This window comes from Streptococcus parasanguinis, from assembly GCF_016648855.1.
In the GTDB taxonomy this organism is placed as follows: Bacteria; Bacillota; Bacilli; order Lactobacillales; family Streptococcaceae; genus Streptococcus; species Streptococcus parasanguinis_L.
The window spans coordinates 1-26,980 of sequence record NZ_JACLQU010000010.1; the positions used below are offsets into that span (position 1 = coordinate 1).

Consider the following 26,980-nt stretch of genomic DNA (forward strand, 5'->3'; position numbering starts at 1 on the left):
CACATTGGTTCGTCTTGTTCAGTTTTCAAAGGTCTTTGTCGCTCTCGCGCGACAACTATATTAGTATATCATGACCTACCCTTACTGTCAATACTTTTTTCCAAAAAAATTTATTTTTTTGAAAGTTCATTTATACACTGTCAACTTTCAGTTCTTAAATTGAATTTTTAAAATCCTTTAGATAGTTCTCTAATTTCTTTTTCATTTTTGTTTTTCCTAGACATCTTCTGTTTGCTAGTAATGCTTCATATTGTTCTTTTTCTTTTACTGTTAATTTTTCTTTAAAACGTTTTAATGCATCTCTCAGAACAACCAGCTCATCTAAATATATTTTTCTTGATGAAATTCTGTGACTAATTTCTCCAATTTCAATATATGGAAGTCTATTAATTTTTCTCTTATCACTTTCCTGTTGTCTTATTTTATCTTTAATATGATTTCTAAATTTTGTTTTGAAATATGTATAAAGTAATTCTTCATTTGTTTCAATTTCAGGATTTTTTTGATAAAGTTCAAACAGAGTTAGCTGACCTTCTTGTTCCCAATCATCCTTTTCCCATAATTGAATATAATACTCTTTTTCACATTTTCTTACGATATATTTTACTTTTTGATACATTTTATTAAATTCCATAAGCTCTCCTTTACTTTTATCTGTATTTTATAAAAATAAAGAAGCTCATTGGACTTTTTTTCTATTCTGCACGTTTTTTTAACTATTTGGTTATTATTTTTGACTATTTTGTTCAAATACACAAAAAAAACTGCCACTTGGTGACAGTTTATCGATAGTCCGTACGGGATTCGAACCCGTGTTACCGCCGTGAAAAGGCGGTGTCTTAACCCCTTGACCAACGGACCATTTTTACAACATATTCTATTATACAGAATATTTTTACTCTGTCAACACTTTTTTAATAAAAAAGAAGGAAATATTTTCCTTCTTTTGAATTAGTTGTTTTCTTCTAATTTTGACTTAATTTCATCATATGATAGAGGTTTTGCTTCTTCTTCTAATTCATGCTCTGAATTTTCAGGCATTTTTCCTGTTTCATATAATGATTTAATTTGAACACTATCCAAGGTTTCATATTTTAATAGAGCTTCCGCAATTAGTTTATGCGTTTCTCTATTTCCTTGAATAATTTCTGCTGCTTTATTACGGGCTTCATTCAACAAACCACGAACTTCTTCATCAATTTCGTAAGCTGTTTGTTCTGAAATCATTTTTTGTGGGCTTTGAGCACCAAACATCGCATGATTTCCTTCATATTGGACTGGTCCAAGTTTTTCACTCATACCATATTCTGTTACCATTGCACGCGCCATTTGGGTAGCTTGTTCAAAGTCATTTGAAGCACCCGTTGTTTGCGAATTGAAAATAATTTCTTCGGCAACACGTCCTCCCATGAGCCCAGCTAATTGTTCTTTCATATCTTCTTTAGAAAGTAACATTTGATCTTCTTTAGGAAGGGCAATCATATAACCGCCTGCACGACCACGTGGAACAATGGTAACTTTATGAACCACACGAGCATTTGATAAGACCAAACCAACGATTGTATGACCAGCTTCGTGATAAGCAACCATTTCACGTTCTTTTTGTGAAATCGTCCGATCTTTCTTAGATGGACCTGCAATAACACGATCTTCTGCTTCATCGATATCAGCAGCATCAATTACTTTTTTATTTCGACGAGCTGCAACCAAGGCTGCTTCATTCAAAACATTTTCGAGATCAGCACCGACAAATCCTGGTGTTTGTTGAGCAACCAATTTCAAGTCCACATCCTGAGCAAGTGGTTTATTCTTAGCATGAACACGAAGAATTGCCTCACGACCCTTCACATCTGGACGTCCAACTAATACTTTACGGTCAAAACGGCCAGGACGAAGAAGGGCAGGGTCAAGGACATCAGAACGGTTAGTTGCTGCGATAACAATGATTCCTTCGTTACCTTCAAAACCATCCATCTCAATCAAGAGCTGGTTGAGGGTTTGTTCACGTTCATCATTTCCACCACCAAGACCTACACCACGTTGGCGCCCAACAGCATCAATTTCATCGATAAAGATAATAGCTGGAGCTGCTTTTTTAGCATCTTCAAAAAGTGAACGAACCCGGCTAGCGCCGACTCCGACAAACATTTCAACGAAGTCAGAACCAGAGATACTGAAGAATGGCACTCCAGCTTCACCAGCTACTGCTTTTGCTAAAAGGGTTTTACCAGTTCCGGGAGGGCCTTCAAGAAGCACACCTGCTGGGATTCTTGCACCCAATTTAGTAAAGCGTTTTGGATCTTTTAAAAATTCAACAACTTCAACAAGTTCTTGTTTTTCTTCTTCAGCTCCTGCTACATCTGAAAAACGAACTTTAATATCTTCTTTATTAGCAGCGCGGGCTTTATTGCGACCAAAATTCATCGCACCTCTGGCACCTCCGCCACCACCTTGGTTCATCATAGAGAAGAAGAAGAACATGACGATAACAAATGGAACAATTGAAGTGAGAATGGTTATCCACATGCCACTTGAGCTCTCACGCTTGATGGTGATTTCTGCTTTGTGATCAGCTGCTAATTTTTGTAATTCATTGACGGTGATATCAGATGGAAGGATGACACTAGTAAAGCGAGATACTTTTTGAACACTTGGGGTAAAAAATTGAATTCCAGTATCATCTTTTGATTCTTTAGCTTTATTATAGGTCCCTGCAATTTCAATCACACTACCATTTGGTTGGTAACTGATCGTTTTTACATTGTCATTTTTAATTTCTTTGACCAATTCTGTGTAGTTGATTTGCTGACTTTGACCAACTCCATTACCCGCAAAAAAGTACTGGAATCCTGTCACAGCCGCTACAATAATCAACAAATACAGAAATGGATTTCGAACAAAACCGTTATTTTTTCTGTTATTCATCTAGTCTCCTCTATTTTGAGTACACTTCCTCTTTTAATACACCAACATAGGGTAGGTTACGATAATTTTCATCATAGTCTAAACCATATCCTACAACAAACTCATTTGGAATCGTAAAGCAGGTGTAATCTGCTTCGATCTCAACCAAACGTCCTTCAGGTTTATCCAGTAAGGTAGCAATCTTCACAGATGCTGCATTTCGTTCTTCAAAGAGTTCTTTTAGATTTTTGAGGGTTTTACCTGTATCGATAATATCTTCTACAAATAAAATATCTCTACCAGTAATATCTTGGTCGATATCCTTGATAATATTAATGATACCTGAGCTTGCTGTACCACCATGATAACTTGAAACCAGCATAAAATCCAATTCAATATGTGTATCCACGTGGTTGATCAACTCTGCCATAAATGGAACAGAGCCTTTCAAAATTCCAACAAAAATTGGATTTTTTCCTTGGTACTCTTTTGTGAGAGTTTCACCCAATTTCTTTGCTGCTTCTACAATTTCATCATGTGAAACCAATACTTTTTTTATATCTTTTTCTAACATGTTTTTACCTATCTATTTTTTGAATATAAAGACTATCTTTCATTATACCACTTTTTGAGGGCTTACTCAAATCACTCGTTACCAATCCCACTACAGAAAGAATATTATGATTTTGTTCTATAATGAGAGCCTTTTGCCGAAGAGAAATTGGAATTTTATGGTTGATAAACCACCGTCTTAATTTTTGATGGTGGCCATTAACAAGTAGCTGATCTCCTTCCTTTCTCCTTCTAATTAAGATGGGAGTTTCGCGTGAAACAGAAAGAATTTCTACATTTTCCCCTACTAATGGTTGTCCAAAAGATAGTTTATAATTTGCAATTTCAAAGATATTCCCAAATTCTAACAAAAATGGGAGAGGGTGGTCATCCGACTTTTGACTGATTTTTTGTATTTCAAAGAAATCATATTCTTGATGTAGTTCATAATTCGACTTTAAAAAATGAACGCAATTTCTTTTTTTTCGCAGTAAATTTAATAATTCTTGAAACTGTACCCTACCAAGTTGCAAATCTGGAAATTGTGCCAGATACTCTTCTAATAAGAATGATTGTACAGAATCAGAATACGTTCTAAAAGAAGCTAAATCTTGAATGGTTAACTCGCTAGTCAATTCTTTCAGTGCTTGGTGCCAATGAGTCACTTCCTCTGCTAAATAACGAAGACTTGCTTGCATTTGAGGATTTTCTTTTTCAAATTCTGGAAGGTATTGATGGCGTACACGATTTCGAAAATAGTCCTGTGAGTCATTACTACTGTCTTCAAAGTGAGGAATTTCCATCAACTCATCTTTGGTAAAAGTTAACAAAGGACGGATTAGCTCACCCTTGCCAAATGGTTGGCGTACAGGAATACCACTTAAATGGCGTAATTTTGTTCCTCGTATTAAGCGCATGAAAGTTGTTTCGGCTTGATCGTTTGCATGATGACCTGTTACTAAAGCGGTGCAATCCTCTTTTTCCATAATCTGTTTAAAAAAATCATAACGAAAGGTACGAGCTTTTGCTTCCGTAAAATCACCCGAATAGTGAGCCACATGAATACGTGTCTCTCGCCTATCAGCTAGCGTTCGAAGTTCACTTTCTTCTAAATCTGATTCTGGTCTTTGTCCATGATTGACATGAGCGAGTACCAGATGGATTTTCAATCGTTCTTTATTCTTATATAAAAGTTCATACAGATTCATTGAATCCAATCCACCAGATAAGGCAACCAAAACACGGCGATGGGGAGTAAATAGATCTTGTTTTTCACAAAACTCTAAAAATCGCTTTTCCATTATTTCAATACCTCATAGATATCCTTTGAAATGTTGGAAATCGTATCATAATTCGAATGATCTGTAAAAATGGCTAGTACATAGGGTGAATTTGTGTAGACAATCGCAACATCATGTCTAAAATCATAGGCATCTCCAATTTTATGAGCAACCTTTACTGGAATGTCACGCGCAATCCGTTGATCATCGAATTTTGTAGAGGAGAGCGCATCAATAATTGAGCCATTCTGTTGATAGACAGCCTCCATGACATTACCAGCCATTTCAGCGGATGCTTCTCTTTTTTCAACATCCCAATGTTTTTTTGCAATTTTATCCAAAGTTTTTTGGAAATCTTGATCTGATTGATGAGTGACATAATAATTCAAGATATTATGGCCAACATTATCGGATTCTTTTGCAATCTTATCTACTAATTCTTGGACACTATAATCCTTACCATCTGCTGTTTTTGAAATACTACCACTTCCTTCTGGTTCATAACCACCTTTAAAGTCATTGACTTCTGGAATATACTTGTAGGTTGTAGATGGAGAAATGGCTTTTTTATTGAGCTGCTCTTGGACATAGTACAAGTATGGTAATTTCGTTACACTGGCAGAATACATTTCTTTTTGCGGATTGATTCCAGCAGTATTTCCAGTCGCTAATTGTTTTACGTAGATTCCATACGAAGGAGAATTGTATTTACTATTTAACAATTCCTGGACTTTTTCCATTCGATTATCTTTTTCAGTGACGAATTCTTTGTTCACCCAGCCCTGACCTTCAATCTCTACAAACTCATCTCGTAAAGTCTTAGCTGTACGTAAGACTGTCACTTTTGTATAAGGAGAAAGAGGTGTATTTTTTTCTTTTGCACCATTTATTAAGGGGCGGTCGTACACTTTAAAACCAGGTTTTAGCCACATGTCTTGTTTTTTTTCTTGTGTTTCTTGTACAACATCAGAAAAAATGACAGAAGAATCTGCTAATACATATCCTTTCTCTGCTATTTTAAATACAGCTTTCCCTTCATCATTTACAAAGAGTTGTTCGATTGTAAATGGTGAATTTGGGAGAATTTCTCCTTTTGTTTTTTTCAACTGAGGATCAGAGAAAATAGAAATTTTGCGATAGACATTAGGGTTTGCTGGAATTGAAGAAAAATAAAGTTCTGATGGATGAGCCATTGTCTGAGAAGACTCAGACTGCTCAACACTCGCTGCTTGAGACCCAATAAATAAAATTGGAACTAACAATAGGAGCAGAAATCGTTTAGACACCTGTATTCCTTTCCTTTTCATCCTTTTGAAGTTTGATCATTTGGTTTTTCTTTTTTAATTCCTCTAATTTTTCATCCGAAAATTCAAGAAATTGTTTAACTGTTTGTAAAATATTTTCCATCGGTTATTGGGGGAGTAAATCTGGGATGGTATAAACATATTCACCATCTTTTGAAAAAGAATACTTGGCGCGTGCATATTTTGTTGCGTAATCATCGTCTTTTAATTTTTTAGCGATGTCTTGTTGATATTCTTTTTGTTCACTTGTCTCTTTATACTCTTTTTCCAACTGTTTGTATTGTTCTTTTTTATCTTGTAGCGATTGATAGCTCTGGGCTAAATTATAAGTTGGAAGAATAAACAGTAACATGACCAATATCAAGACGAGTCCCATAAAACGATTGCGTTTTTTTCTTTCTTCTTCTAAAAAACGTTTTCGCTGACTTTCGTCTTTGATATATTTATTGTTCATTTGAACGATATTTTTAGGCATCTTCTTCTATCCTTGTTTCACTAATGATTTCGTACATTTTGGATGCATCTTCTTTTTTGGTACTATCCAACATTTCCAAGACTTTAACCGTCAATACTTTATTTCCAAAACGAACTTCAATTTGATCATTCACTTTCAAATCCGTTGAACTTTTGGCTAATACTCCATTGACTTTGATCCGCCCTTTATCTGCAACTTCCTTTGCAACAGGGCGACGCTTAATAATGCGAGAAACTTTCAAATATTTATCTAATCTCATACTGTCACCTCTAACATAGTATTGTATCATTTTTTATACATAAAATGCGAAAAATGAGCTAAGAACTGCTAGTTCTCTTCTTTTTCCTGTTTAATTTCCAATAAGGTTTGACCAAATTGCTTCAGAGCTTCTAAAATTTCAAAATCTTTCTTGTTTCGAATATCAAAGATCACTTCAATCAATCCCTTTTCTTCTGCAATCTGTGCCTTTAACTGTGTCATTGACAGAGCTTTGAAATAATCCTGTGTTAAAAACAGTTGTTTGGCAATAGGTTCAAATTTCACTGTCACTTTTTGTTGTTTTCTCTCAACAAGACGGACAAAGACTTGATCCAAGTAAGCTTTCACTAAACCAATTTCAAGTAGGTAGGCGACAACATCTGGGTATTCTCCAAAACGATCGATCAATTCATCTTGCAAGTACTCATAGTCTGTCGCAGAATTCATTTCACGAATTTGTTTGTAAATTTCAATTTTTTGACGTTGATCTGAAATATATTCATTAGGTAAATACGCATCTATTTGAAGGTTCAACTCTGCATTGCTCTTTTGCCTACGATGCTCTTGGCCTTGTTTCTTAGCAATAGCTTCTTCTAACAATTGAGAATACATTTCAAAACCAACTGAATCGATGAAACCAGATTGAGAAGCTCCAAGGATATTCCCTGCTCCACGGATCGATAAATCTCGCATAGCAATTTTAAAGCCAGACCCCAACTCAGTAAAACCCTTAATAGCTTCTAAGCGTTTTTCAGACACTTCTGTAAGAGATTTGTCTGGACGATACATCAAATAAGCATAAGCAATTCGATTGCTTCGTCCCACACGACCTCTTAGTTGATAAAGAGTTGAAAGTCCCATATGATCCGCATTTTCAATAAAGAGTGTATTAGCATTTGGAATATCCACACCTGTCTCAATAATGGTTGTCGTCACTAAGACATCGTATTCGCCATTAATGAAGTCCAACAGGGTATTTTCTAAGCGAACCTCACTCATCTGACCATGAACAAAGCCAATCGAAGCCTCTGGAATCAACTCTTTTAATTCAGACACCTTTTGTTCAATTGTATCTACCTTGTTGTAAAGATAGTACACTTGTCCTCCACGATCCATCTCCCGCAACACAGCGTCTCGAATAATGGTTGGATTGGTCTCTAATACAAAAGTTTGCACAGGATACCGATTGGTCGGAGGTGTTTCGATGACTGACAAATCTCGAATTCCTAGCATAGACATATGAAGAGTTCGAGGTATAGGGGTAGCTGTCAAGGTAAGCACATCCACCTTTTTTTTCAATTCTTTCAAGGTTTCTTTGTGCTTCACTCCAAAACGTTGTTCTTCATCAATCACGATTAAGCCTAAGTCTGAAAAAACAACATCTTTGGACAAGAGCCGGTGAGTTCCAATAATAATATCCACTCGTCCTTTTTTCAACTTTTCAAGCGTTTCTTTCTGCTCTGCCTTACTCTGGAAACGACTTAAAACAGCAACCTCTACTGCAAAAGATTCAAAACGCTCCTTAAAATTGGCATAATGTTGTTGGGCAAGAACAGTGGTAGGAACCAACACTGCTACTTGTTTATGATCATTTACTGCCTTAAAGGCTGCTCGCATAGCGACCTCTGTTTTCCCAAAACCGACGTCTCCAACCAGCAATCGGTCCATCGGACGATTCGATTCCATATCTTTTTTAATTTCTTCAATGGAACGTAATTGGTCATCTGTTTCAATATATGGAAAATCTTGTTCAAAAGCCTCTTGGTTTTCATCATCTTTGGAATAGGCAAAGCCTTCTAATTGACTACGCTCCGCATAAAGTTTTATCAAATCATCCGCAATGTCCTCCACCTGGGTCTGAACCTTTTGCTTCGTTTTTTGGAAACGCCCATCATTTAACTTATTAATTTTTGGCGTTTTTCCATCACTTGCAACGTATTTGGACAACATCTGAATCTGATCGACAGGAATCGAGATGCGATCTCCATTTTGATATTGAATTGAAACATAATCACGATGGACACCCGAAATTTCAATCGTTTCAATTCCCAAATATTGACCAATACCATGAACTTGGTGAACAACATAGTCCCCTTTTTCCAGTTCATTATAATTTTTTAGGCGTTCTGCATTGGAAATATTTTGCCTGCGAATCTTTCGTTTGATCTTTTTCTGATAAATCTCTGATTCTGTAATATAGACAATTTTTTCATCAACAAATTGAAAACCGTGAGCTAATCCTCCAACGACTAATTGACTAGCTTGAGGAATGATCGTATCCCCATCAATATAATCTAATCGAATCCCATACTCTTCTAAATTTTTATGGAGCTGTTGAAGATTGTGATGAGAAGTTGCTTGGACAATAACAGTATAGTTTGATTTTCGATACCGTTCAATTTCCTCTTTTAGTAAATCAAATTGTCCAAAAAACTCCTGCATGGGATATTGATTGAATTGATACAAATGATCAAACTTCAGATTTCCCAATCCTTTTTGAAAGTTTGAAAAATAAGTTGCAGGCGTATATTTTCGTAATGTTGTACTGGTGTCTGCAAAATACACTTGGCGAGAAGAAGCTCTATTTTTATGTAAATCTTCCGTCAAGAGATTAGCTGTATCTAGTTCAAATCTCGCTATTTGATCGGCTATTTTTTGATAATCATCCAGAAAGACTGGAGTGTGTTTAGGGAGATAATCGAATAGGGTATATTGCTTCTCGTAAAAGAAACTAATAAATTTTCTAAGATCCGGATGGAGTTTCCTTTGAGAAATATCTCCCAGAATTTCTGCTAGATAAGATTTAAATTCTTCATTTGCACTCTGTTCTTGCAATTGTTCTATTTGCTGCTGACCACGTATAAAATCTTCCTCTTGCAACAATAGATCACTCACTGCCTTCAGTTGAACTTCTTCAACATTTTCAACAGAACGCTGACTTTCTGGGTCAAAGATTCGGATTCCATCAATCTCATCTCCGAAAAATTCAATCCGATAGGGTTGGAGTTGGTCGATCTCAAAGATATCTAAAATATCTCCTCGTAGACTAAACTCTCCCTGTTGCAAAACTTGGCTCACCTTTTGGTAGCCAATCTTCTGTAATGTTTCACTCAGAGTAGTTAAGTCTATTTCTTGACCAACCTTCAATTGAAAAATGCTAGATGCAAAAACTTTAGGAGAAGGTAATAGTAGTTTTATACCACTCACATTGGTCACAAGGATGCCTTGACGATCCTCTTGACATAAAAAGTGCAAAGCCTCTAATCGTGAAAATTGCCTTTCTTGTGAAGCAAAAACAAATTCTGCTAAAGGGTTATCATCTCCCAAAAATGTATGGACTTTCTCTTCTCCAAGTAAAGCAATAAAATCACTGGCCAATCGTTCTGCTTCGTTATAACTGGAAGTAATGAGGACTGCTTTTTCAATAGAATCAAAGGCTGAAGCCATTACAATAGCCTTTGTGGTCGCAGACAATCCTAAGATCAATTCCCTATTATTTTTTTGCAAACCTTGTTGCCAGGATAGAAGGTTGGAGTTTTGACTCACTAAATCAATTACATTCATCTACTTACCCGTTGTATTTCTGCATGCTTCTTTCAAAATTTTCTTCTACCAAGTAATCGTTAACCGCTTCTTCTACTCGATCAATTGTTTGTAGAATAGTGATGTAATCGTCTTTATCAAATTTCCCTAAGACATGATGAACAACTGACATGCCCTGCTTAGGTCTTCCAATTCCAATCTTAATTCGATAAAAAGTCTGAGTTCCAATATGATTGATAATCGATTTGATTCCGTTATGACCTCCAGCTGATCCTTTAGCTCGAAGACGAATCTTGCCAACTTCCATATCTAAATCATCGTAAATAACTAAAAGATCTTCAATCTCCAGACCATAATAAGTCAGAAGGGCATGGACTGCTTTTCCACTCTCATTCATGAAAGTGGTCGGCTTTACAAAATAGACCTTTTCGCCATTCAAAAATGTTGAGGCGATATCAGCTTGAAAAATCTTATCATGGGAGAAAGTAAGATTTAAAGACTTTGCCATTTGATCAACTAACATAAAGCCTACATTGTGTTTCGTTTCAACATACTTATCACCTGGATTTCCCAATCCAACAATTAATTTCGTCATCTCTTTCCTTTCAAAACACTAAAAGGGTTGGAAATATTTTTTCCAACCTTTACATTTTTTTAACTCTCTTATACATTAAAACGGAATTCCATGATGTCCCCATCTTGGACAACATATTCTTTTCCTTCTTCGCGCAAGCGTCCCGCTTCTTTTACAGCCTTTTCAGAACCGTATTTGACCAAATCATCATAGGACATGGTCACGGCACGAATAAATCCTTTTTCAAAATCAGAGTGGATGATTCCAGCTGCTTGAGGAGCTTTCATGCCACGTTTGAAGGTCCAAGCACGCACTTCTTTTTCACCAGCTGTGAAATAAGTGCCAAGTCCCAACAAGTGGTAAGCTGCACGCGTGAGTTTATCAACTCCAGACTCTGTTAGGCCAATCGCCTCTAAAAATTCTTGTTTATCTGCATCATCTAGCTCAGAAATTTCTTCCTCAGCACGCGCAGAAATCACCACGACTTCCGCATTCTCTGTTGCCGCAAAGTCACGAATTTGCTTCACATAGTCAATAGAATCTGGATCTGCAACAACATCTTCATCCACATTGGCTACATAAAGAACTGGTTTGGTAGTCAAAAGGAAAAGTCCTTTCACCACTTTTTGTTCTTCCTCCGTGAATTCAATGGTCCGAGCTGACTTCCCATCTTCCAGAACTGGCTTAATCTTTTGAAGGACGTTAAATTCCGCAACAGAATCCTTATCTTTTTGTGTACGAGCGATTTTTTCTACACGCGCATAGCGTTTATTGACAGACTCTAAGTCGGCTAAAATTAATTCTAAATTGATGGTATCAATATCTGCCAGTGGATCAACAAAGGCATCTTCACGACCTTGCTCCCGCATGACATTTTCATCATCAAAAGCACGCACTACATGGACAATGGCATCTACTTCACGGATGTTGGCCAAGAATTTATTACCAAGTCCTTCCCCTTTAGAAGCTCCTTTCACAATCCCAGCAATATCTGTAAATTCAAAAGTAGTCGGAACTGTCTTCTTAGGAGTAATCATTTCCGTCAATTTTTGGAGGCGTTCATCTGGAACTTCTACCATCCCGACGTTTGGATCAATTGTCGCAAAGGGATAGTTTGCGGCCTCTGCTCCTGCTTTTGTAATTGCGTTAAATAGGGTTGATTTACCAACGTTTGGTAAGCCAACGATACCTGCTGTTAATGCCATTTTTCTTTTTCTCCGTTCAAATTTCAATCTCTTTTATTATAACATAATTCAAAAGACAAATGATGAAAAATTAAATATTTCATGACCTTTGAAACTAGATTTTTTCATCAAACTGTAACGTTCTAAAAAGATAAATATGGTATACTCTATTTAACAATGAATAAAGGAGTTTTTCAGATGAAAAAACAAATATGGAAATCTATTTTTCTTTCTTTAATCGCTATCTTTACTCTCTTTCTTCTTGGAGCTTGTGGACAACAATCTGTTCAAAAATCCTATCTTCAGGCAATCAACCAAGAAAAGAAAACAGATGTTCGTATTACACTAGAACATAAAGGTGATAAAGCGATCAGTAACCAAACCACCACTACTATTTATTACAAAGAGTCGGGAGTTACGAAAGATCAATTAAAGGAAATGATCGATAAATATGATGAAGAATACAAAGATGTCAAAGGATTCACACATTCTGCTGAATATAAAGATGATTATATGGTTGAAAAAACAACACTAAATTATGAAAAGGCAGACTTAGATCAGCTAATTGAAAAGAAATTAGTAACGACACAAAAAGATAAAAAAGTCGACTATATCAGCTTCAAATCAACTTTTGATATGATGAAACAGGGTGGTTTCAAAGAAGTTAAAAATGGAAAATTTGAAGAATTAAAATAATCGAAAAGGTTCGGTCACATAAGTGACTGAACCTTTTATAGTACTTTCTTCATTTTCTGTTCAAAATCATGGCGACTCATCATGACCACATGATCACAATTGCTACACTTGATTTTTATGTCTGCACCAAGTCGCGTAATTTCCCAACGATTTGCCTTCTTGCCTGTTTCTTTAATCACACAAGCGTGAGGCTTTTTCATTTCTACAAAATCACCTAACGTATACATGATTCACCTTTGTTAATTTGTGCGAACTGGCGTAATCAATTGAATGAACCCTTGTTCATTTCCTTCTGGAACCAATGTAAACGGTCTAACAGAAGAAATAAAACGAATAACAACTTGTTCACTATCAATAGCTTTGAGCGCTTCGATCAAATAAGTTGGATTAAAGCTAATAGACAAATCCTCTCCTGAAACGGCGCTCGTATCGATCTCTTCATTTACTCGCCCAACTTCTGGTGAATGAACGTGGGAAGAAACCACTCCATTTTTGAACTCTAATTTAACCGTACCGTTTTGAGTCGCATTTGAAAGAAGACGAGCACGCTCCATTGCAAATCGAAGGTTAGCCACATTGAAGGTTGCCTCTGTATTGAATTCTGTTGGAATGAGACGGTCTGTATCAGGATAATTTCCTTCTAGCAAACGGGTATAGAAACTAATGTGTTCACTTCTAAAGAGAATTTGATTGTTAGCAAAGAAAACCTCAACTGTTTCAATATCATCAGAAAAAACAGAGGTGAATTCACGAAGAGAGCGACTTGGGATGACAACATCAAAGTTGTCTCCATTTTTCTCCAGTATAATCACTTTTTGACTCATACGGTGAGAGTCTGTTGCTACTGTTTTTAGCTCTTTATTATCCGATAAAACAAAGTGAACACCTGTCAAAATTGGACGACTTTCTTGTACACTTGCTGCAAATGCTGTTTCATTAATTAATTGTTTTAATAATTTTGTTTCCAAAACTAATGGATTACTTGCAGCAATTTCTTGAATACGTGGATATTGATCTGCATCTTTTCCTTTAAGTGTAATTTCTGATTTTCCACTTGTTAAAAGAACCTGTTTTTGTTCAATCTCTTTAAAATCTAAAGTAACATCTGGTAAACTTGAAACCACATTAATAAAGAAAGTTGCTTCCAATAAAATAGAACCTGGAGAGGTCACCAATAAACCAGCATTTTCATCTTTGATAGAAATAAAGTTTTCAATTGAAATTTGGCCATTCGATCCAGATAAGGCAACTCCTTCTGGAGTTACATCAATTTTAATCGTGGAAAGGATTGGAATAGCATTTTTTGAACTGATCGCTCTTTTGGTAGTATTTAGTGCTTGTAAAAATAAAGTTTTGTTAATAGAAAAATTTATCATGGTCATTCCTTTTATTTATTTTATGATTAGTAAGATAATAGTAATAGTAGATTGTGTGGAAGTTGTGGAAAACTCTCAGAATCCTATCTATGACTTAAAAAGTTACTTGTTTAAAAATTGTGCATAACCCCTAGAAGTTTAGAGGAAGTTATCCACAGATTAATTTAGCTTTTTCTTGATACTTTGAATTTCGAGTCGTAGATTATCATCTGTGTCGACCATACTTTTAATTTTTTCATAAGCATGAATGACAGTCGTGTGGTCTTTTCCACCGAATTCTTTTCCGATTCGAGGAAGTGAGTTGTCCGTCATCTCTCTTGAAAGATACATGGCCACTTGTCGTGCTAGGACAATATTCTGAACTCTTCGAGAACCTTTGATTTCTTTTACACTGACTCCATAAAAGGCTCCAACTGCTTCCTGAATTTTTTCAATGGGGATGACAAGCGTCTTGCTATTATCGTTTTTACGAGCTCGAATAGCTTCAGCAGCAACATCGATCGTAATTTCTTTTAGTTTTTTCACCTTCGCCATTAAAGAAATATCATTTAAGGCACCTTCTAAGTCTCGGACATTTGAATCAAACTGACCTGCTAGATATTCCAGTGTGTCATTAGGAAAAATATAGTCTAGATCTTCAATTTTATTCCGTAAGATGGCAATCCGAGTTTCAAAATCAGGTGGTGTTATATTTTGCGTTAGTCCCCATTTGAAACGAGTAACCAGCCGCTCTTCAAGACTATCTAAATGATCCGGACTTCGATCGCTTGTTAGAACAATCTGTTTGTTGTCGCTATGGAGGGCATTAAAGGTATTAAAGAATTCCTCTTGAGTCGTGACTTTTTTCCCGCCAAGTGACTGGATATCATCGATTAGTAAAAGATCAAGACTTCGATAGGTATTCTTGAACGTCTTCATTTCTCCTAATCGAAGGTGTTCTAAAAATTCATTAATAAAGGTTTCTGCTGGGACATACTTAACCCGTGCATTTGGAATATTTTCTAGGATTTGATTTCCAATTGCGTTCAATAGGTGAGTCTTTCCAAGCCCTGGTCCACCATAGATAAAGAGAGGGTTGTATGTTGTTGCAAGATTTTCAGAAACTGCAAGCGCTGCTGCTTTCGCCCAAATATTTCCATCCCCTTGCACAAAATTATCAAAGGTGTACTTTGATTTCAGACCTGTATCAATTTTAGGCAACGGTTCGGTTGTTAAGCTACCTGAAGATAATCTCCTATTCTCACTGATATGACTACTAGGAATTTCTTCGGTATCTTCAAAAACGAAATGGAACTTCAAATCTGTATTGTAGACTTCAAAGCTGGCTGTGATCAAAGCATTTTTTAGATTTGTTTCCCAAAATAATTCTTTATAATTTCCATCAAGATAAATGGTAGCCGTCTCTCCATCGATTTTTACTAATTTTGAATCGGCGACAAAAAAATCATAGGCACTATCTTTTAGTTGTAATTGGGCTAATTCTAAAAAACGAGACCAAAATTGCTCTTCTTGTGACACTATCAGACTTCCCTCCTTTTCTTGAATTGTATCAAATCATACGTACTCCTATTCTACCACAAACAAAAATAGTTTTCCACAGGCTAAATTTCATGAAATTAAATTATAGTTTTAAACTTTTTCCACAAGTTGTGGATTTAAATTCACATTGTTTTTAAAAGTTATCCACAAAGTGGGGATAACTAGTGAATATCCTTATTTTTCTGCTATTTACAAAAGATTTTTATGGTGGAAAAGCTTGTCAATACAAAAAATAAAAATAACAGCCTTATTTAAGGCTGTTGATAATTCGTTGGTATTCATCAAGACTAGAAAAAGAAATTTGGATAGTTCCTTTATTTTGAGAAGAGGAGTGTATCGTCACATCTGTTCCTAATATTTTTTTCAATCGTTGTTCCTCTTCTAGTAGGAAGCTCTCTTTTGCTTTTTTATTTTTCTGTTTTCTTTTTGAACTGATCTTATTTTCTAATGTTCGAACATTTAAATGATCCTGTTTGATTCGCTCCAACCAAAAGCGCTGCTCTTCTTCATCAAGAGGAACAAGAACACGCGCGTGAGCCGAAGAAATATCATTTTGAATGACTGCTTCTTGAACAGAGGGAGCTAGATGTAACAAGCGAAGCATATTGCTGATATAGGGTCTAGATTTCCCCATAAATTGAGCGATTTGGTCGTGCTTATAGCCATGATCAACTAGCTTCTGGTAGGAGATAGCTTCTTCAATTGGATTGAGATCTTCTCGTTGAAGATTTTCAATAATGGCTTGTCGCATCATTTCTTGATCTGTTAACTCTTTAATAATCGCAGGAACAAGCTCTAATCCAGCAATTTTTGAAGCTCTAAAACGTCTTTCACCTGCAAGCAATTCAAAACCAATTATTGGAGATTTTCTGACAATAATGGGTTGAATTAAGCCATTTTCTTTGATTGACTGAGCCAGTTCTTCTAATTTTTCTTGATCAAATACTTTTCTTGGTTGGAAAGGATTGGTTCGAATGTCCTTTACCGCTATTTTTTCTAATTTTTCCATCTTATGAATAGAATAACACACCTTTACAAATTCGTAAAGGTGTGTTTACAAGTATGTCAAGAAAGTGAAAGTTAATCGCTCAGATCCTCAGTTGATTTTGTCAACTTGATAGAAGTTGTTTGTTGTTTTCCATCACGATAGAATGTGACCTTGATTGTATCATTGATTTGGTGAGAATAGAGGGCGGATTGTAAATCTGCAGTTGACTCGATATCTGTATCATCGATCTTTGTGATGACATCATAACGTTGCAATTTATCTGAAGCAGGCATTTTTTCAAGTGTTGAACGAACTAGTACTCCTCCAGAGATTTTTTCAGGAAGTTTTAATTGGCTTAAATCAGAAGTTGAAAGGTTGGATAAATCCATCATTTGGATTCCAAGAGCTGGTCGAACTACTTTTCCTTTTTCTTCTAGCTGTTTGATAATATTGACAACATCATTTGCAGGAATAGCAAATCCCATTCCTTCTACTGAAGTTTGTCCATTATTTGAAATTTTACTTGAGGTAATCCCAATGACTTGTCCTTGAATATTGATTAATGGCCCTCCAGAGTTCCCTGGGTTGATGGCTGCGTCTGTTTGTAAGGCGCGTGTAGAGATATTTTGTCCATTATCAGCTTTCAAATTCACATTGCGACCTTGGCTAGAAATGATCCCTTGAGTAACAGAATTCGCATAATCAGTTCCAAGAGGGCTACCGATTGCAATTGCAGTCTCACCGACTGTTAATTGGTTTGAATCTCCGAATTCAGCTACTGCCTTTGCTTTATCCGCACTAATGCGAACGACTGCAATATCAGAATAGACATCTGATCCAACTACTTCTCCAGGCACTTTATTCCCATCTGCTAAAAGAATGTCTACTTTTTTAGCACCATTGATGACATGGGTGTTGGTAACAAGGTAGGCATATTTTCCTTCTTTTTTATAAATGACCCCAGAACCTTCACTAGAAATTTGTGAGTCAGAGTTTTCTTCTTTTTCAAATAACCCTTGATTCGAAGAATCAGAATAAGTAATCACAGAAACTACAGCATTTTTCACCTTGTCTACGGCCTCACTAGTTGAGGTTGTATTTTTATAAGCTGTTTTAACAGTGGTTGAGTGTACTTGCTTACTTTCAGTATTTGAAGTAGAAGAATGAGAGGTTTGTAAGGTTAAAAAGGTTCCAAGAATACCACCTAGAAAACCTACAACAAAAATGAGGGCTACGTTTCCAATTTTTTTCAGTAAATTAGATGAAGATTTCATATTTTCCTCCTAAGGATATCAAATTGTCTAGAGTATAGAAAAACTTTCTTAATTATATCTTAAATAACTAAAGTTATCCACAATTTGTGGATAACTTGTAGAATTTAGTTGAGAAATGGCTTTAAAAAGGACTTTATAGAATAGATTTCCTTTCTATAGCTGTGGATTATTTGTGGAATTGAAGAATTATGCTACAATAGGGGAATGAAAATTAAATTGATAACCGTTGGAAAATTAAAAGAAAAATACTTAAAAGATGGGATCGCGGAGTATATTAAAAGGCTTGGTCGATTTGCAAAAGTAGAACAGGTTGAGTTAGTTGATGAAAAAACTCCAGATCGTGCTAGTCAACTCGAAAATCAACAAATCCTTGAAAAAGAGGGGGAACGAATTCTCTCTAAGATTTCAGATAAGGAATATGTGATTGTATTAGCCATCGAAGGAAAACAATTTCCTTCAGAGAAATTTAGTCAAACGATTGACCAGATTATGACATCTGGTTATTCAAACCTTACTTTTGTTATTGGAGGCAGTCTTGGTCTGTCTCCTGAAGTGAAAAAAAGAGGAAATTTATTAATGAGCTTTGGTCAATTAACTCTTCCTCATCAGTTGATGAAATTAGTGTTGGTGGAACAAATCTATCGTGCTTTCATGATTCAACAGGGGAGTCCTTACCATAAATAACCTTGACGCTCCTTCCTTTTTCTGCTAAAATGAAGTAAGTTCGGTCTCATAGCTCAGCTGGATAGAGCATTCGCCTTCTAAGCGAACGGTCGCAGGTTCGAATCCTGCTGGGATCAAATGAAAGATGCAGCTTTTGCTGCATCTTTTCTTTTATGTTAAAATGTATAAATTTTCATTATCTATTAATTTTTGTATACTTTGCTATAGATTAATAGTAATGAAATGATTTATTAGGAATATTTTAAAAAAGAACTAACAATCCCTATATAGTGCAAAGTGTAGATTATATAAATTGTGTAAAATAGTTTTCATTCATGTAACAAAAACATTAAAAACATTACAATTTTACCTATTCCCTTTAATTTTAGGCTATTTTATATTATAATTTTTTGTATATAAAATTTTATTTTTTTATAATAATACTAGAGTATAATAAAATAGAAAAAACAAAGTGGGAGAGTTTGTGTGATTCAGTCATTAATCTTGTCTTTTCTCTTGGGAGGGATCATTGTTCTGACGTTTGCATTAGTGGACGAAAAAATCTATCAGGAACATCAATTTGCATTTATCTTTCTGCTGAGCACCTTTGTTCTTCTTTTTGAAAGTCTCTTAGTATTTTTAGATGTGACTTTATTTTCAAATATTCGACTCTCTGATTTAAATATGCTTTTATGGCCGGTTTATTTATATCCTTATTATCATTATGCCAATCGGACGAATCGCTTGTGCGCCATTTTTTATTCTTTTTTTACTTATTTAGCGGTTGAAGGAACAGCAACTTTTCTGACGATAATTGTCTCTTCAGTGTTGGGAGATGCTTTAGTAGCAGCTTACTCGATTGTCTACAATATGTGTATTCGTTTGCTTTCTTTAGGAATCATTTTGAAGTTAATTGACCTATTTGAATTTGATTTCACTCCTTTTTATGAGAAAGAATTTGAAAAATATTTAAAGAGACTCATCTGTGTCTATTTTGCTATATTTGTAGTGATTAATTTTGCTTTATGGATTAGTGAACAAGCGCAATTTAAAAATTTTGGGAGTATGTTGGCAACGATTTGTTTTTTCTCTTTTGTAGTCAGCTTATTCCATATGAAAATCGAGCGAGATCAGTATCGTAAAAATTTAGAACTGGAGTATAAAGAATTTTCTGAGCAACAAATGAGTCGGTATATGGCTGAAATTCAAAGTCTCTATTCTATTGTTAGGGGATTTCGTCATGATTTGGGAAATTTAGTTATTTCTATGTCATTAGCTATTGAGGAAGAAAATATTCCAGAAATACAGAGAATTCATAGAGAAGTATTGGAAAAAGGTTATAAAGAGATCAATACAGAAGCATTATCAGGATTCAACTTGGTCAATATCAAAGATTCTGCTTTACGAAGTATTTTGATTCGAGGCTGGTTGGATGCAAGAGATGCTGGGGTGGAAATGACTTTTGAAACGAGTGAACCAATCGAGCAACTACCAGTTGATTTATTAGATATCGTGAGAATCGTTGGGATTCTGGTGACAAACGCTTTGGAAGCTTCAAAAGAAGCAGAAGAAAAGAGAGTTCATATTGCTATTTTCTCTATTTCAAAAATTGTTTACTTAGTGATTCATAATACAACAAATGAAATCACTTTTGATATTAGAAAAATATATGAAGAAGGCTATTCGACAAAAGGAGAAAATAGAGGACTAGGATTAAATAATGTGAGAAAAATCTTAGCAAATTATGGAACGATGTTTTTAGAAACGGAATTGCAAGGAAATCGTTTTTTACAAGTTTTGAAGATTGGAGGATACGAACAAGAATGAAGATTTTTTTATTAGAAGATGAGCTCTCTCAACAGATACGGGTAGAAAAACACATTGCAGAAATTGCTAAGGAATTAGAAATTAAACTTGAAGTGATTTCTACCGGTAAAATTTCGGAATTTGAAAATTATATCCAACATTCGGATATCCACCAATTATATTTTCTAGATATTCATATCCAAGACAATGAGTATTGTGGGCTGGAAATTGCTCAAAAAATACGAGAAGCAAATCCTTATGCCATTATTGTTTTTATTACTACAAAATCAGAATTCGCTTCGATTACCTATCGTTATAAAGTATCTGCCTTAGATTTTATTGATAAAAATTTGAATGAAGATTTATTTAGATTAAAAATCAAGGAGTGTATTGAGTACCTGACAACTATTCAAATTGGAAATGATGATTTGACAGATTATTTTGAGTATGACTTTAAGGATAAAAAGATAAAAATTCCATTTAAGGATATTCTTTATATTGAAACTGTTGGTTCGGCTTATAAATTGAACTTAGTTGGGAAAAATTTTCAAAAAGAAATTGCGGGAAGTTTATCAGATGTCTTGGAGAAAGATGTGGAGGAGAGATATTTCAGTCCCCATCAATCTTTTATCGTGAATAGAAGTATGATCATTGGAATGGATAAGAAAAAGAAACAGCTACTGTTGAAAGAAGGCTATTCTTGTCCAATCTCAAGAAGCAATATCAAACGTGCCAAAAAATTAATTGAAGAGCAAAATTTAGAATTTAGTGCTTGACAATTAGTTAAATTTTGATATAATGGGATATGTTCTGTTAATGAATATATGGTCCGTTGGTCAAGGGGTTAAGACACCGCCTTTTCACGGCGGTAACACGGGTTCGAATCCCGTACGGACTATATCTCATTCCGCCATAGCTCAGTTGGTAGTAGCGCATGACTGTTAATCATGATGTCGTAGGTTCGAGTCCTACTGGCGGAGCTAGTATAGCACCCATTTGGGTGTTTTTTTGTTTTGAAAAAGGCTAGGATAATGACTATCCTAGCCTTTTATTTATAAGTGAACGATGGTTAGATTCCTTAGCTTTTTCGTCTTTTTATTTGTCTCCATTCGTAGAGGAAAAAGAGAATGATTCCAACGAAAAAGGCAATGAGTCCTTCAATGAAGCCTTTGGGAACAAATGTTAAGGTGACTGTTCCGGATCCTTTTGAAACACGAACTCCCATCAATCCTTTCTGGATGCGATGAATTTGGATAGGCTTTCCATTTTGTTTAGCTGACCAGCCTTTATCATAAGGGAGTGTAAAAATAAGGGTAGTGTCTCTATTTGCGTTATAGGCTGCTACCAATTTGTTTTTCTTTTTGTGAATAGCAACTTCTTGCTGACGAATGCTAGCGATAGCTTGTGTGTATTGGTCAAGATCCAGAGCAAAAAATTCTGGTGTATCAAAAGAGACTGTCGAATTTTCTGGAAAACTCATACGAATAGTAACTGTTTCCTCTGTGTCAAAATGGCCAATCGAAAAGAATGGAAAGGCATTATCAATGGTATAGCGTTGGGTCTGTCCATTGTAGCTGATTTCAATATCTTTTCGATCATCGTTTGAAAATTGTAAATTTGGAACATTGACATATAGTTGGCTATGGGCAGGAACCGTTACTTCATATTGAATACTTGCGTAGGAAAGATGACTATCTTCTTCAATTTTTGCAGTTTGCAACGAAGATGTAGTATTTTGTGAAGTAGGCGAGAGAATATTTAATTTCTTATAAAATTTATATTTTTCATCTGTGATTTGATGGATGAATCGTGTCTGATTATCCAGTGTCAAATTCGTAAAGGAAGTATTTTTATAAGGTTTTGCTGACAGAAAGGCGATTGGTAAGGCATATTCGTTTTCTGAAAGTGAGACTCCATTTTTGGTTGCAATCTCTTTAAATCCAAATTTTTGAACAGGTTGTTGGCTTAAATTATAGCGAACACCAAATAGACTATCCATTAAAATAGAATTGTTTTGGTATCTAAGATTGAGGTTGGTTCCTTCAGATTTAAATCCAAGTTTGTCTAATGTCGAACTAGCATCCGTATTTCGTACAGATGAAAATTGAGAAATTCCATTATAACCATACTTCATGCTATCATTGCCCGTTTGTGGCTGTAAAATCTCAGTCCGATAATTAGAGTCTGTCTTCTCTCTTACTAAGGATTGGATGGCTTTTAAGTCTCGTTCGTAGGATGACCGAGAAGCAAAGACCCATTCATTCGCAATTCCTTCCATTTGATAATAACTATTCACCGATAATTCAAAGATGGAGAAAAACAGGATTGAAAGATAGAAAAGTCTAGGCGGTATCTTTTTTAGGATAAATCCTAAACAGACCAAATAGAAAGCAATTAAAAATTCAAAAGTAACAATGAAATTGACTGCATCTAAAAATTTATAGTGACTGCTGTAAAGGACAGTTGCTCCAAATCCTAGAATAAGGAGGAAATTAGCAAGACTAAAACGAATCCAAGTGATCTCCTCTATTCTATTTAGTACTTCTCCTGCCATCAGAATAATCGTCAAAGAAAAGATCCAAGAGTATCGATGAAGAAACATATTTGGCGCGTGCATACCTTGCCAAAGGAGATCTAATAATTGAAAACGAAAACTCAAAATAAGAATGGTCAAAAGTATAAAGTAAGAAAGTTTCACGTGAAACTTGATCGACTTTACAAAGAAAAAGGTAATCGCTAAAAGAAGTGGAAATAATCCCACGTAGATCATTGGAATTGATCCATATTTAGTAGTGTCAAAACTTCCAATGAAATTTTTTGCAAATACGTCAAGATACCAACTTTTTTCTGTAAAGATACTGTCAACCTTTGAAAAACTTTCTCCATGAGTGCGTAAATCCAAGAAGGTTGGATATAACATCACAAGGCTTGTTATAACTGATAAAAGAGATACAATCACAAAATGAAAGAAGCGTTTTCCAATTCCTTTGATGTCCCATGATAGTTGTGTCAAGTACCATAAAATGAGAAAAATAGACATCATAAACCCAAAATAATAATTTTGGATAAACAAGCTGGTTAAGCTGATAAAGTAGAGAATCTCTCCCTCATTGTAAATGAGTTTTTTGAATCCATAAAGAATTAATGGTGCTAGGATAAAAACATCTAGCCAAGTTTTGATTTCAATTTGGCTGATAGCAAAGCTCATAAGAGCAAATGATGTTGAAAGGGTAAGAACCAGGGATCTAGGAATTTTAGAAAACATTCCATGTAAACTAATATAAGTGCTTAACCCAATAGCTCCAAATTTAAGAAGAGTGATGAGGTAAACAGCATCCGGCATGGATTGTGCATTAAAAAAGTAGACAAGAGGAGAAAAGAAACTTCCTAGATAATAGCTACTGAGTGCATAGAAATTAATACCTAATCCACTTTGAAAACTGTAAAATAGGCTATCTGTCCCATGTAAAATATTTCGAAGTGTGGTATCAAAAATGACATACTGATGATAACCATCTCCTAATAAGGGGGATGTATCACTGTTCCAGTAAATTCCTTGTGAGAGGTAAATAAAGAACATCATGATAGCTGGAATCAGGAAAGAAGATACTATAAAAAGGGATGTTTTTAGCTTTGTTTTATTCATATATTTCTACTGAAAGAGCCTGAAATAATGATTTCAGGGCTCTTTATTTTTATGATTGACTCCAAAGTTCTTTCACTTTTGCTTGAACTTCTTCATTTTCAAGAAACTCATCATAGGTTTCATCAATACGATCGATTACGCCGTTTTTTGAAAGAACGATAATATGGTTGGCGAGTGTTTGAATGAATTCGTGGTCATGGCTAGCAAAGATAATCGATTCTTTAAAATTCTTCAATCCATCATTCAAACTTGAAATAGACTCCAAATCCAAGTGATTGGTTGGATCATCTAGTACAAGAACATTTGACTTGAGGAGCATCAATTTAGACAACATGACACGAACTTTTTCTCCCCCTGACAAGACGTTGACAGACTTGTTAACTTCGTCACCCGAAAAGAGCATACGTCCTAAGAAACCACGAAGGAAAGTATTGTCATCTTCTTCTTTACTTGCAAATTGACGAAGCCAATCAAGAATACTTTCACCACCTGCAAAATCACGATTGTTGTCTTTTGGTAGATATGATCGACTAGTTGTAACTCCCCACTTGACAGTTCCTTCATATTCAATATCATCCATCAATGCACGGATCAAAGCGGTTGTTTGAATATCGTTCTGTCCGATAAGGGCGGTTTTGTCACCAGGACGTAAGATAAAGCTGATATTGTCAAGGATTTTTTCTCCATCAATCTTGACAGAAAGATTTTCAACTGTCAAGAGATCGTTACCAATTTCTCGTTCTGCCTTAAAGTTGATAAATGGGTACTTCCGACTAGAGGGAACAATTTCTTCAAGTTCAATCTTGTCAAGCATTTTTTTACGCGAAGTTGCTTGTTTTGATTTTGAAGCGTTGGCTGAGAAACGCGCGACAAACTCTTGTAATTGTTTAATTTTTTCTTCAGCTTTTGCATTTCTATCTGCTTGTAATTTTGCTGCAAGTTCAGAAGATTCTTTCCAGAAATCATAGTTTCCGACGTAAAGTTTAATTTTTCCAAAGTCAAGATCCGCCATATGGGTGCAGACTTTATTCAAAAAGTGGCGGTCATGGGATACAACGATAACCGTATTTTCAAAATCAATCAAAAAATCTTCTAACCAGGTAATGGATTGAATATCCAATCCATTGGTCGGCTCGTCCAAAAGAAGGACATCTGGTTTACCAAAAAGGGCTTTAGCTAAGAGAACTTTCACTTTATCCCCATTGGCTAACTCGCTCATAGTTTGGTAATGAAGGTCTTCTGAAATATTTAGATTTTGAAGCAATTGAGATGCTTCACTTTCTGCTTCCCATCCACCAAGTTCGGCAAATTCACCTTCAAGTTCAGCTGCACGGACACCATCTTCATCAGAGAAATCTTCTTTCATGTAGATAGCATCTTTCTCTTTCATAATGTTGTAGAGCTTTTCATTTCCCATAATGACAACATCGATGACCCGCTCGTCTTCGTAGTCAAAGTGATTTTGACGCAAAACAGACAAACGTTCATCAGGGCCAAGAGAAATATGACCAGTTGTTGGTTCAATATCTCCAGCTAAAATTTTTAAAAAGGTTGACTTTCCAGCACCGTTGGCACCGATGAGACCGTACGTATTTCCTTCTGTAAAGTTGATATTGACATCGTCAAACAATTTTCGATCACTAAAACGTAGTGAGACGTCTGATACTGTAAGCAATGATTTTCTCCTCTTTCTATAATGTCTTCATTTTACTAGAAAATAGGGGAAAATTCAACTTTTTTACTGTCAATTTGTTTTTACAACTATGTAAACTAAATTGACAGTTTAGTAAAGTGTTAATTCCTTACAAACATAGAGGATAGACTAACATTTTCAACTAGAAAGTGCTATAATGATAGGGATAACGATTAAGGAGAAGAGTATGACAAAACCCATCATTCTGACAGGAGATAGACCAACAGGAAAACTCCATATTGGCCACTATGTAGGTTCTTTAAAAAATCGCGTCTTGTTACAAAATAAAGACGAGTATAATATGTTTGTTTTCCTAGCAGACCAGCAAGCTTTGACAGACCATGCAAAAGATCCAAAAACGATTGTAGAATCTATTGGTAATGTTGCCTTGGATTATCTTGCAGCTGGACTAGATCCTGAAAAAGTTACGATTTTCATTCAAAGTCAGATTCCTGAATTAGCGGAATTGACCATGTATTACATGAATCTTGTATCTTTGGCGCGACTTGAAAGAAACCCAACTGTAAAAACCGAGATTTCTCAAAAGGGTTTTGGTGAGAGTATACCTACAGGATTTTTGGTATACCCTATTTCGCAAGCAGCCGATATCACAGCCTTTAAAGCGAATTTTGTTCCTGTAGGAAATGACCAAAAGCCAATGATTGAACAAACTCGTGAGATTGTTCGTTCCTTTAATCATGCATACAACACAGATACTTTGGTGGAACCGGAAGGGATTTATCCTGAAAATGAAGCAGCAGGGCGCTTACCTGGTTTAGACGGAAATGCTAAGATGTCTAAATCGTTGAATAATGGCATTTACCTAGCTGATGATGCAGATACTTTAAAGAAAAAAGTGATGAGTATGTATACTGATCCTGATCATATTAAAGTAGAGGATCCAGGAAAAATTGAAGGAAATATGGTATTTCATTACCTGGATGTATTTGGCCGTCCAGAAGATGCAGCTGAAATTGCAGAAATGAAAGAACATTATCAACGTGGTGGACTTGGTGATGTAAAGACCAAACGATATCTTTTAGAAATTTTAGATCGTGAATTAAGACCAATTCGTGAAAGACGCCTTGAGTTTGCAAAGGATATGGGGGAAGTTTACTCTGTTCTTGAAAAAGGAAGTGAGCGCGCTCGAAATGTAGCAGCTCAAACACTGGATGAAGTAAAATCTGCGATGGGAATTACCTATTTTAAAAAATAAAACGACTTC

23 protein-coding genes and 4 tRNA genes are annotated in these 26,980 nt (G+C 35.5%); 8 read left to right on the forward strand and 19 right to left on the reverse strand.

Going from position 1 to position 26,980, the window contains the following annotated elements:
* Positions 1-154 precede the first annotated feature (154 nt).
* From H7T92_RS06955 to ychF, 12 genes are all read right to left on the reverse strand, one after another.
* A complete protein-coding gene (locus H7T92_RS06955) occupies positions 155-634 on the reverse strand; it encodes a sigma-70 family RNA polymerase sigma factor (RefSeq protein ID WP_003009261.1) in 480 nt (159 codons plus the stop codon).
* A gap of 155 nt (positions 635-789) precedes the next feature.
* A tRNA-Glu gene (locus H7T92_RS06960) sits at positions 790-861 on the reverse strand.
* A gap of 90 nt (positions 862-951) precedes the next feature.
* Positions 952-2,925, reverse strand: coding sequence for an ATP-dependent zinc metalloprotease FtsH (gene ftsH, locus H7T92_RS06965; protein ID WP_023920009.1), 1,974 nt, complete (start codon positions 2,923-2,925; stop codon positions 952-954).
* A gap of 10 nt (positions 2,926-2,935) precedes the next feature.
* Positions 2,936-3,478 carry a hypoxanthine phosphoribosyltransferase gene (gene hpt, locus H7T92_RS06970; protein WP_155200094.1) on the reverse strand — a complete coding sequence of 181 codons (543 nt, stop codon included), beginning with the start codon at positions 3,476-3,478 and terminating at the stop codon, positions 2,936-2,938.
* Between the two features lie 4 nt (positions 3,479-3,482).
* Positions 3,483-4,757: a tRNA lysidine(34) synthetase TilS gene (gene tilS / locus H7T92_RS06975; RefSeq protein ID WP_201037395.1), complete on the reverse strand. Its 1,275-nt coding sequence runs from the start codon at positions 4,755-4,757 to the stop codon at positions 3,483-3,485.
* On the reverse strand, positions 4,757-6,043 hold the full coding sequence (locus H7T92_RS06980; RefSeq protein WP_201037396.1) for a serine hydrolase: 1,287 nt from the start codon (positions 6,041-6,043) through the stop codon (positions 4,757-4,759). The genes tilS and H7T92_RS06980 overlap by 1 nt, the downstream gene beginning before the upstream one ends.
* Positions 6,015-6,143 carry an SP_0009 family protein gene (locus H7T92_RS10455; RefSeq protein ID WP_003009253.1) on the reverse strand — a complete coding sequence of 43 codons (129 nt, stop codon included), beginning with the start codon at positions 6,141-6,143 and terminating at the stop codon, positions 6,015-6,017. Before H7T92_RS10455 ends, H7T92_RS06980 begins: the two co-directional genes overlap by 29 nt.
* Before the next feature lie 3 nt (positions 6,144-6,146).
* The gene (locus H7T92_RS06985; protein WP_003010764.1) at positions 6,147-6,515 is read right to left on the reverse strand and encodes an FtsB family cell division protein; all 369 of its coding nucleotides are present in this window, start codon (positions 6,513-6,515) and stop codon (positions 6,147-6,149) included.
* Positions 6,508-6,774, reverse strand: a complete 267-nt coding sequence (locus H7T92_RS06990) for an RNA-binding S4 domain-containing protein (protein WP_003002258.1) — start codon at positions 6,772-6,774, stop codon at positions 6,508-6,510. Before H7T92_RS06990 ends, H7T92_RS06985 begins: the two co-directional genes overlap by 8 nt.
* Positions 6,775-6,842: 68 nt before the next feature.
* Positions 6,843-10,337 carry a transcription-repair coupling factor gene (gene mfd / locus H7T92_RS06995; RefSeq protein ID WP_201037397.1) on the reverse strand — a complete coding sequence of 1,165 codons (3,495 nt, stop codon included), beginning with the start codon at positions 10,335-10,337 and terminating at the stop codon, positions 6,843-6,845.
* Positions 10,338-10,341: 4 nt separating this feature from the next.
* Positions 10,342-10,911 (reverse strand): aminoacyl-tRNA hydrolase, encoded by a 570-nt coding sequence (pth, locus tag H7T92_RS07000; RefSeq protein WP_155168184.1) that lies wholly within the window; start codon positions 10,909-10,911, stop codon positions 10,342-10,344.
* A gap of 68 nt (positions 10,912-10,979) precedes the next feature.
* Positions 10,980-12,095, reverse strand: a complete 1,116-nt coding sequence (gene ychF / locus H7T92_RS07005; RefSeq protein ID WP_003009244.1) for a redox-regulated ATPase YchF — start codon at positions 12,093-12,095, stop codon at positions 10,980-10,982.
* Between the two features lie 177 nt (positions 12,096-12,272).
* Here ychF and H7T92_RS07010 point away from each other — a divergent pair, with 177 nt between their 5' ends.
* Complete coding sequence (locus H7T92_RS07010; protein ID WP_049492778.1) at positions 12,273-12,770, forward strand: DUF1307 domain-containing protein; 498 nt, start codon at positions 12,273-12,275, stop codon at positions 12,768-12,770.
* Positions 12,771-12,805: 35 nt separating this feature from the next.
* Here the strand turns inward: H7T92_RS07010 and H7T92_RS07015 are convergent, their stop codons facing one another.
* The 5 genes from H7T92_RS07015 to H7T92_RS07035 all read right to left on the reverse strand — a co-directional run bounded on the left by H7T92_RS07015 (position 12,806) and on the right by H7T92_RS07035 (position 17,947).
* Complete coding sequence (locus H7T92_RS07015) at positions 12,806-12,997, reverse strand: DUF951 domain-containing protein (RefSeq protein WP_003002008.1); 192 nt, start codon at positions 12,995-12,997, stop codon at positions 12,806-12,808.
* A gap of 12 nt (positions 12,998-13,009) precedes the next feature.
* Positions 13,010-14,146 carry a DNA polymerase III subunit beta gene (gene dnaN, locus H7T92_RS07020; protein ID WP_201037398.1) on the reverse strand — a complete coding sequence of 379 codons (1,137 nt, stop codon included), beginning with the start codon at positions 14,144-14,146 and terminating at the stop codon, positions 13,010-13,012.
* Between the two features lie 159 nt (positions 14,147-14,305).
* On the reverse strand, positions 14,306-15,664 hold the full coding sequence (gene dnaA, locus H7T92_RS07025; RefSeq protein ID WP_070664927.1) for a chromosomal replication initiator protein DnaA: 1,359 nt from the start codon (positions 15,662-15,664) through the stop codon (positions 14,306-14,308).
* A gap of 268 nt (positions 15,665-15,932) precedes the next feature.
* On the reverse strand, positions 15,933-16,694 hold the full coding sequence (locus H7T92_RS07030) for a ParB/RepB/Spo0J family partition protein (protein ID WP_023920003.1): 762 nt from the start codon (positions 16,692-16,694) through the stop codon (positions 15,933-15,935).
* A 71-nt stretch (positions 16,695-16,765) separates the two neighbouring features.
* Positions 16,766-17,947, reverse strand: coding sequence for a S1C family serine protease (locus H7T92_RS07035; protein ID WP_201037399.1), 1,182 nt, complete (start codon positions 17,945-17,947; stop codon positions 16,766-16,768).
* A 204-nt stretch (positions 17,948-18,151) separates the two neighbouring features.
* Between H7T92_RS07035 and rlmH the strand changes: the two genes are divergently transcribed.
* From rlmH to H7T92_RS07065, 6 genes are all read left to right on the forward strand, one after another.
* Positions 18,152-18,631 carry a 23S rRNA (pseudouridine(1915)-N(3))-methyltransferase RlmH gene (gene rlmH, locus H7T92_RS07040; protein ID WP_003009233.1) on the forward strand — a complete coding sequence of 160 codons (480 nt, stop codon included), beginning with the start codon at positions 18,152-18,154 and terminating at the stop codon, positions 18,629-18,631.
* A gap of 42 nt (positions 18,632-18,673) precedes the next feature.
* Positions 18,674-18,747, forward strand: a tRNA-Arg gene (locus H7T92_RS07045).
* 349 nt (positions 18,748-19,096) lie between these two features.
* Positions 19,097-20,437 carry a sensor histidine kinase gene (locus H7T92_RS10370; RefSeq protein ID WP_201037400.1) on the forward strand — a complete coding sequence of 447 codons (1,341 nt, stop codon included), beginning with the start codon at positions 19,097-19,099 and terminating at the stop codon, positions 20,435-20,437.
* Positions 20,434-21,192: a response regulator transcription factor gene (locus H7T92_RS07055; protein WP_003009229.1), complete on the forward strand. Its 759-nt coding sequence runs from the start codon at positions 20,434-20,436 to the stop codon at positions 21,190-21,192. Before H7T92_RS10370 ends, H7T92_RS07055 begins: the two co-directional genes overlap by 4 nt.
* 50 nt (positions 21,193-21,242) lie before the next feature.
* Positions 21,243-21,314 (forward strand) — tRNA-Glu (locus tag H7T92_RS07060).
* An 8-nt stretch (positions 21,315-21,322) separates the two neighbouring features.
* Positions 21,323-21,396, forward strand: a tRNA-Asn gene (locus H7T92_RS07065).
* Positions 21,397-21,494: 98 nt separating this feature from the next.
* Here the strand turns inward: H7T92_RS07065 and H7T92_RS07070 are convergent.
* Together H7T92_RS07070 and H7T92_RS07075 are read right to left on the reverse strand one after the other, a co-directional pair.
* Positions 21,495-24,062, reverse strand: a complete 2,568-nt coding sequence (locus tag H7T92_RS07070; protein WP_201037401.1) for a YfhO family protein — start codon at positions 24,060-24,062, stop codon at positions 21,495-21,497.
* 49 nt (positions 24,063-24,111) lie between these two features.
* Positions 24,112-25,737: an ATP-binding cassette domain-containing protein gene (locus H7T92_RS07075; protein WP_201037402.1), complete on the reverse strand. Its 1,626-nt coding sequence runs from the start codon at positions 25,735-25,737 to the stop codon at positions 24,112-24,114.
* 205 nt (positions 25,738-25,942) lie between these two features.
* Between H7T92_RS07075 and trpS the strand changes: the two genes are divergently transcribed.
* Entirely contained in the window at positions 25,943-26,971 is a 1,029-nt protein-coding gene (gene trpS, locus H7T92_RS07080; RefSeq protein ID WP_201037403.1) for a tryptophan--tRNA ligase, read from the forward strand.
* Positions 26,972-26,980 lie beyond the last annotated feature (9 nt).

Coding starts and splice junctions, on each gene's coding strand:
- H7T92_RS07070 (WP_201037401.1), bottom strand. CDS start 24,062: ATGAATAAAACAAAGCTAAAAACATCCCTTTTTATAGTATCTTCTTTC.
- ychF (WP_003009244.1), bottom strand. CDS start 12,095: ATGGCATTAACAGCAGGTATCGTTGGCTTACCAAACGTTGGTAAATCA.
- H7T92_RS07035 (WP_201037399.1), bottom strand. CDS start 17,947: ATGAAATCTTCATCTAATTTACTGAAAAAAATTGGAAACGTAGCCCTC.
- pth (WP_155168184.1), bottom strand. CDS start 10,911: ATGACGAAATTAATTGTTGGATTGGGAAATCCAGGTGATAAGTATGTT.
- rlmH (WP_003009233.1), top strand. CDS start 18,152: ATGAAAATTAAATTGATAACCGTTGGAAAATTAAAAGAAAAATACTTA.
- H7T92_RS07030 (WP_023920003.1), bottom strand. CDS start 16,694: ATGGAAAAATTAGAAAAAATAGCGGTAAAGGACATTCGAACCAATCCT.
- H7T92_RS06955 (WP_003009261.1), bottom strand. CDS start 634: ATGGAATTTAATAAAATGTATCAAAAAGTAAAATATATCGTAAGAAAA.
- dnaN (WP_201037398.1), bottom strand. CDS start 14,146: ATGATAAATTTTTCTATTAACAAAACTTTATTTTTACAAGCACTAAAT.
- mfd (WP_201037397.1), bottom strand. CDS start 10,337: ATGAATGTAATTGATTTAGTGAGTCAAAACTCCAACCTTCTATCCTGG.
- hpt (WP_155200094.1), bottom strand. CDS start 3,478: ATGTTAGAAAAAGATATAAAAAAAGTATTGGTTTCACATGATGAAATT.
- H7T92_RS06985 (WP_003010764.1), bottom strand. CDS start 6,515: ATGCCTAAAAATATCGTTCAAATGAACAATAAATATATCAAAGACGAA.
- H7T92_RS07015 (WP_003002008.1), bottom strand. CDS start 12,997: ATGTATACGTTAGGTGATTTTGTAGAAATGAAAAAGCCTCACGCTTGT.
- tilS (WP_201037395.1), bottom strand. CDS start 4,757: ATGGAAAAGCGATTTTTAGAGTTTTGTGAAAAACAAGATCTATTTACT.
- H7T92_RS07055 (WP_003009229.1), top strand. CDS start 20,434: ATGAAGATTTTTTTATTAGAAGATGAGCTCTCTCAACAGATACGGGTA.
- H7T92_RS10455 (WP_003009253.1), bottom strand. CDS start 6,143: ATGGAAAATATTTTACAAACAGTTAAACAATTTCTTGAATTTTCGGAT.
- H7T92_RS07010 (WP_049492778.1), top strand. CDS start 12,273: ATGAAAAAACAAATATGGAAATCTATTTTTCTTTCTTTAATCGCTATC.
- H7T92_RS06990 (WP_003002258.1), bottom strand. CDS start 6,774: ATGAGATTAGATAAATATTTGAAAGTTTCTCGCATTATTAAGCGTCGC.
- ftsH (WP_023920009.1), bottom strand. CDS start 2,925: ATGAATAACAGAAAAAATAACGGTTTTGTTCGAAATCCATTTCTGTAT.
- H7T92_RS06980 (WP_201037396.1), bottom strand. CDS start 6,043: ATGAAAAGGAAAGGAATACAGGTGTCTAAACGATTTCTGCTCCTATTG.
- trpS (WP_201037403.1), top strand. CDS start 25,943: ATGACAAAACCCATCATTCTGACAGGAGATAGACCAACAGGAAAACTC.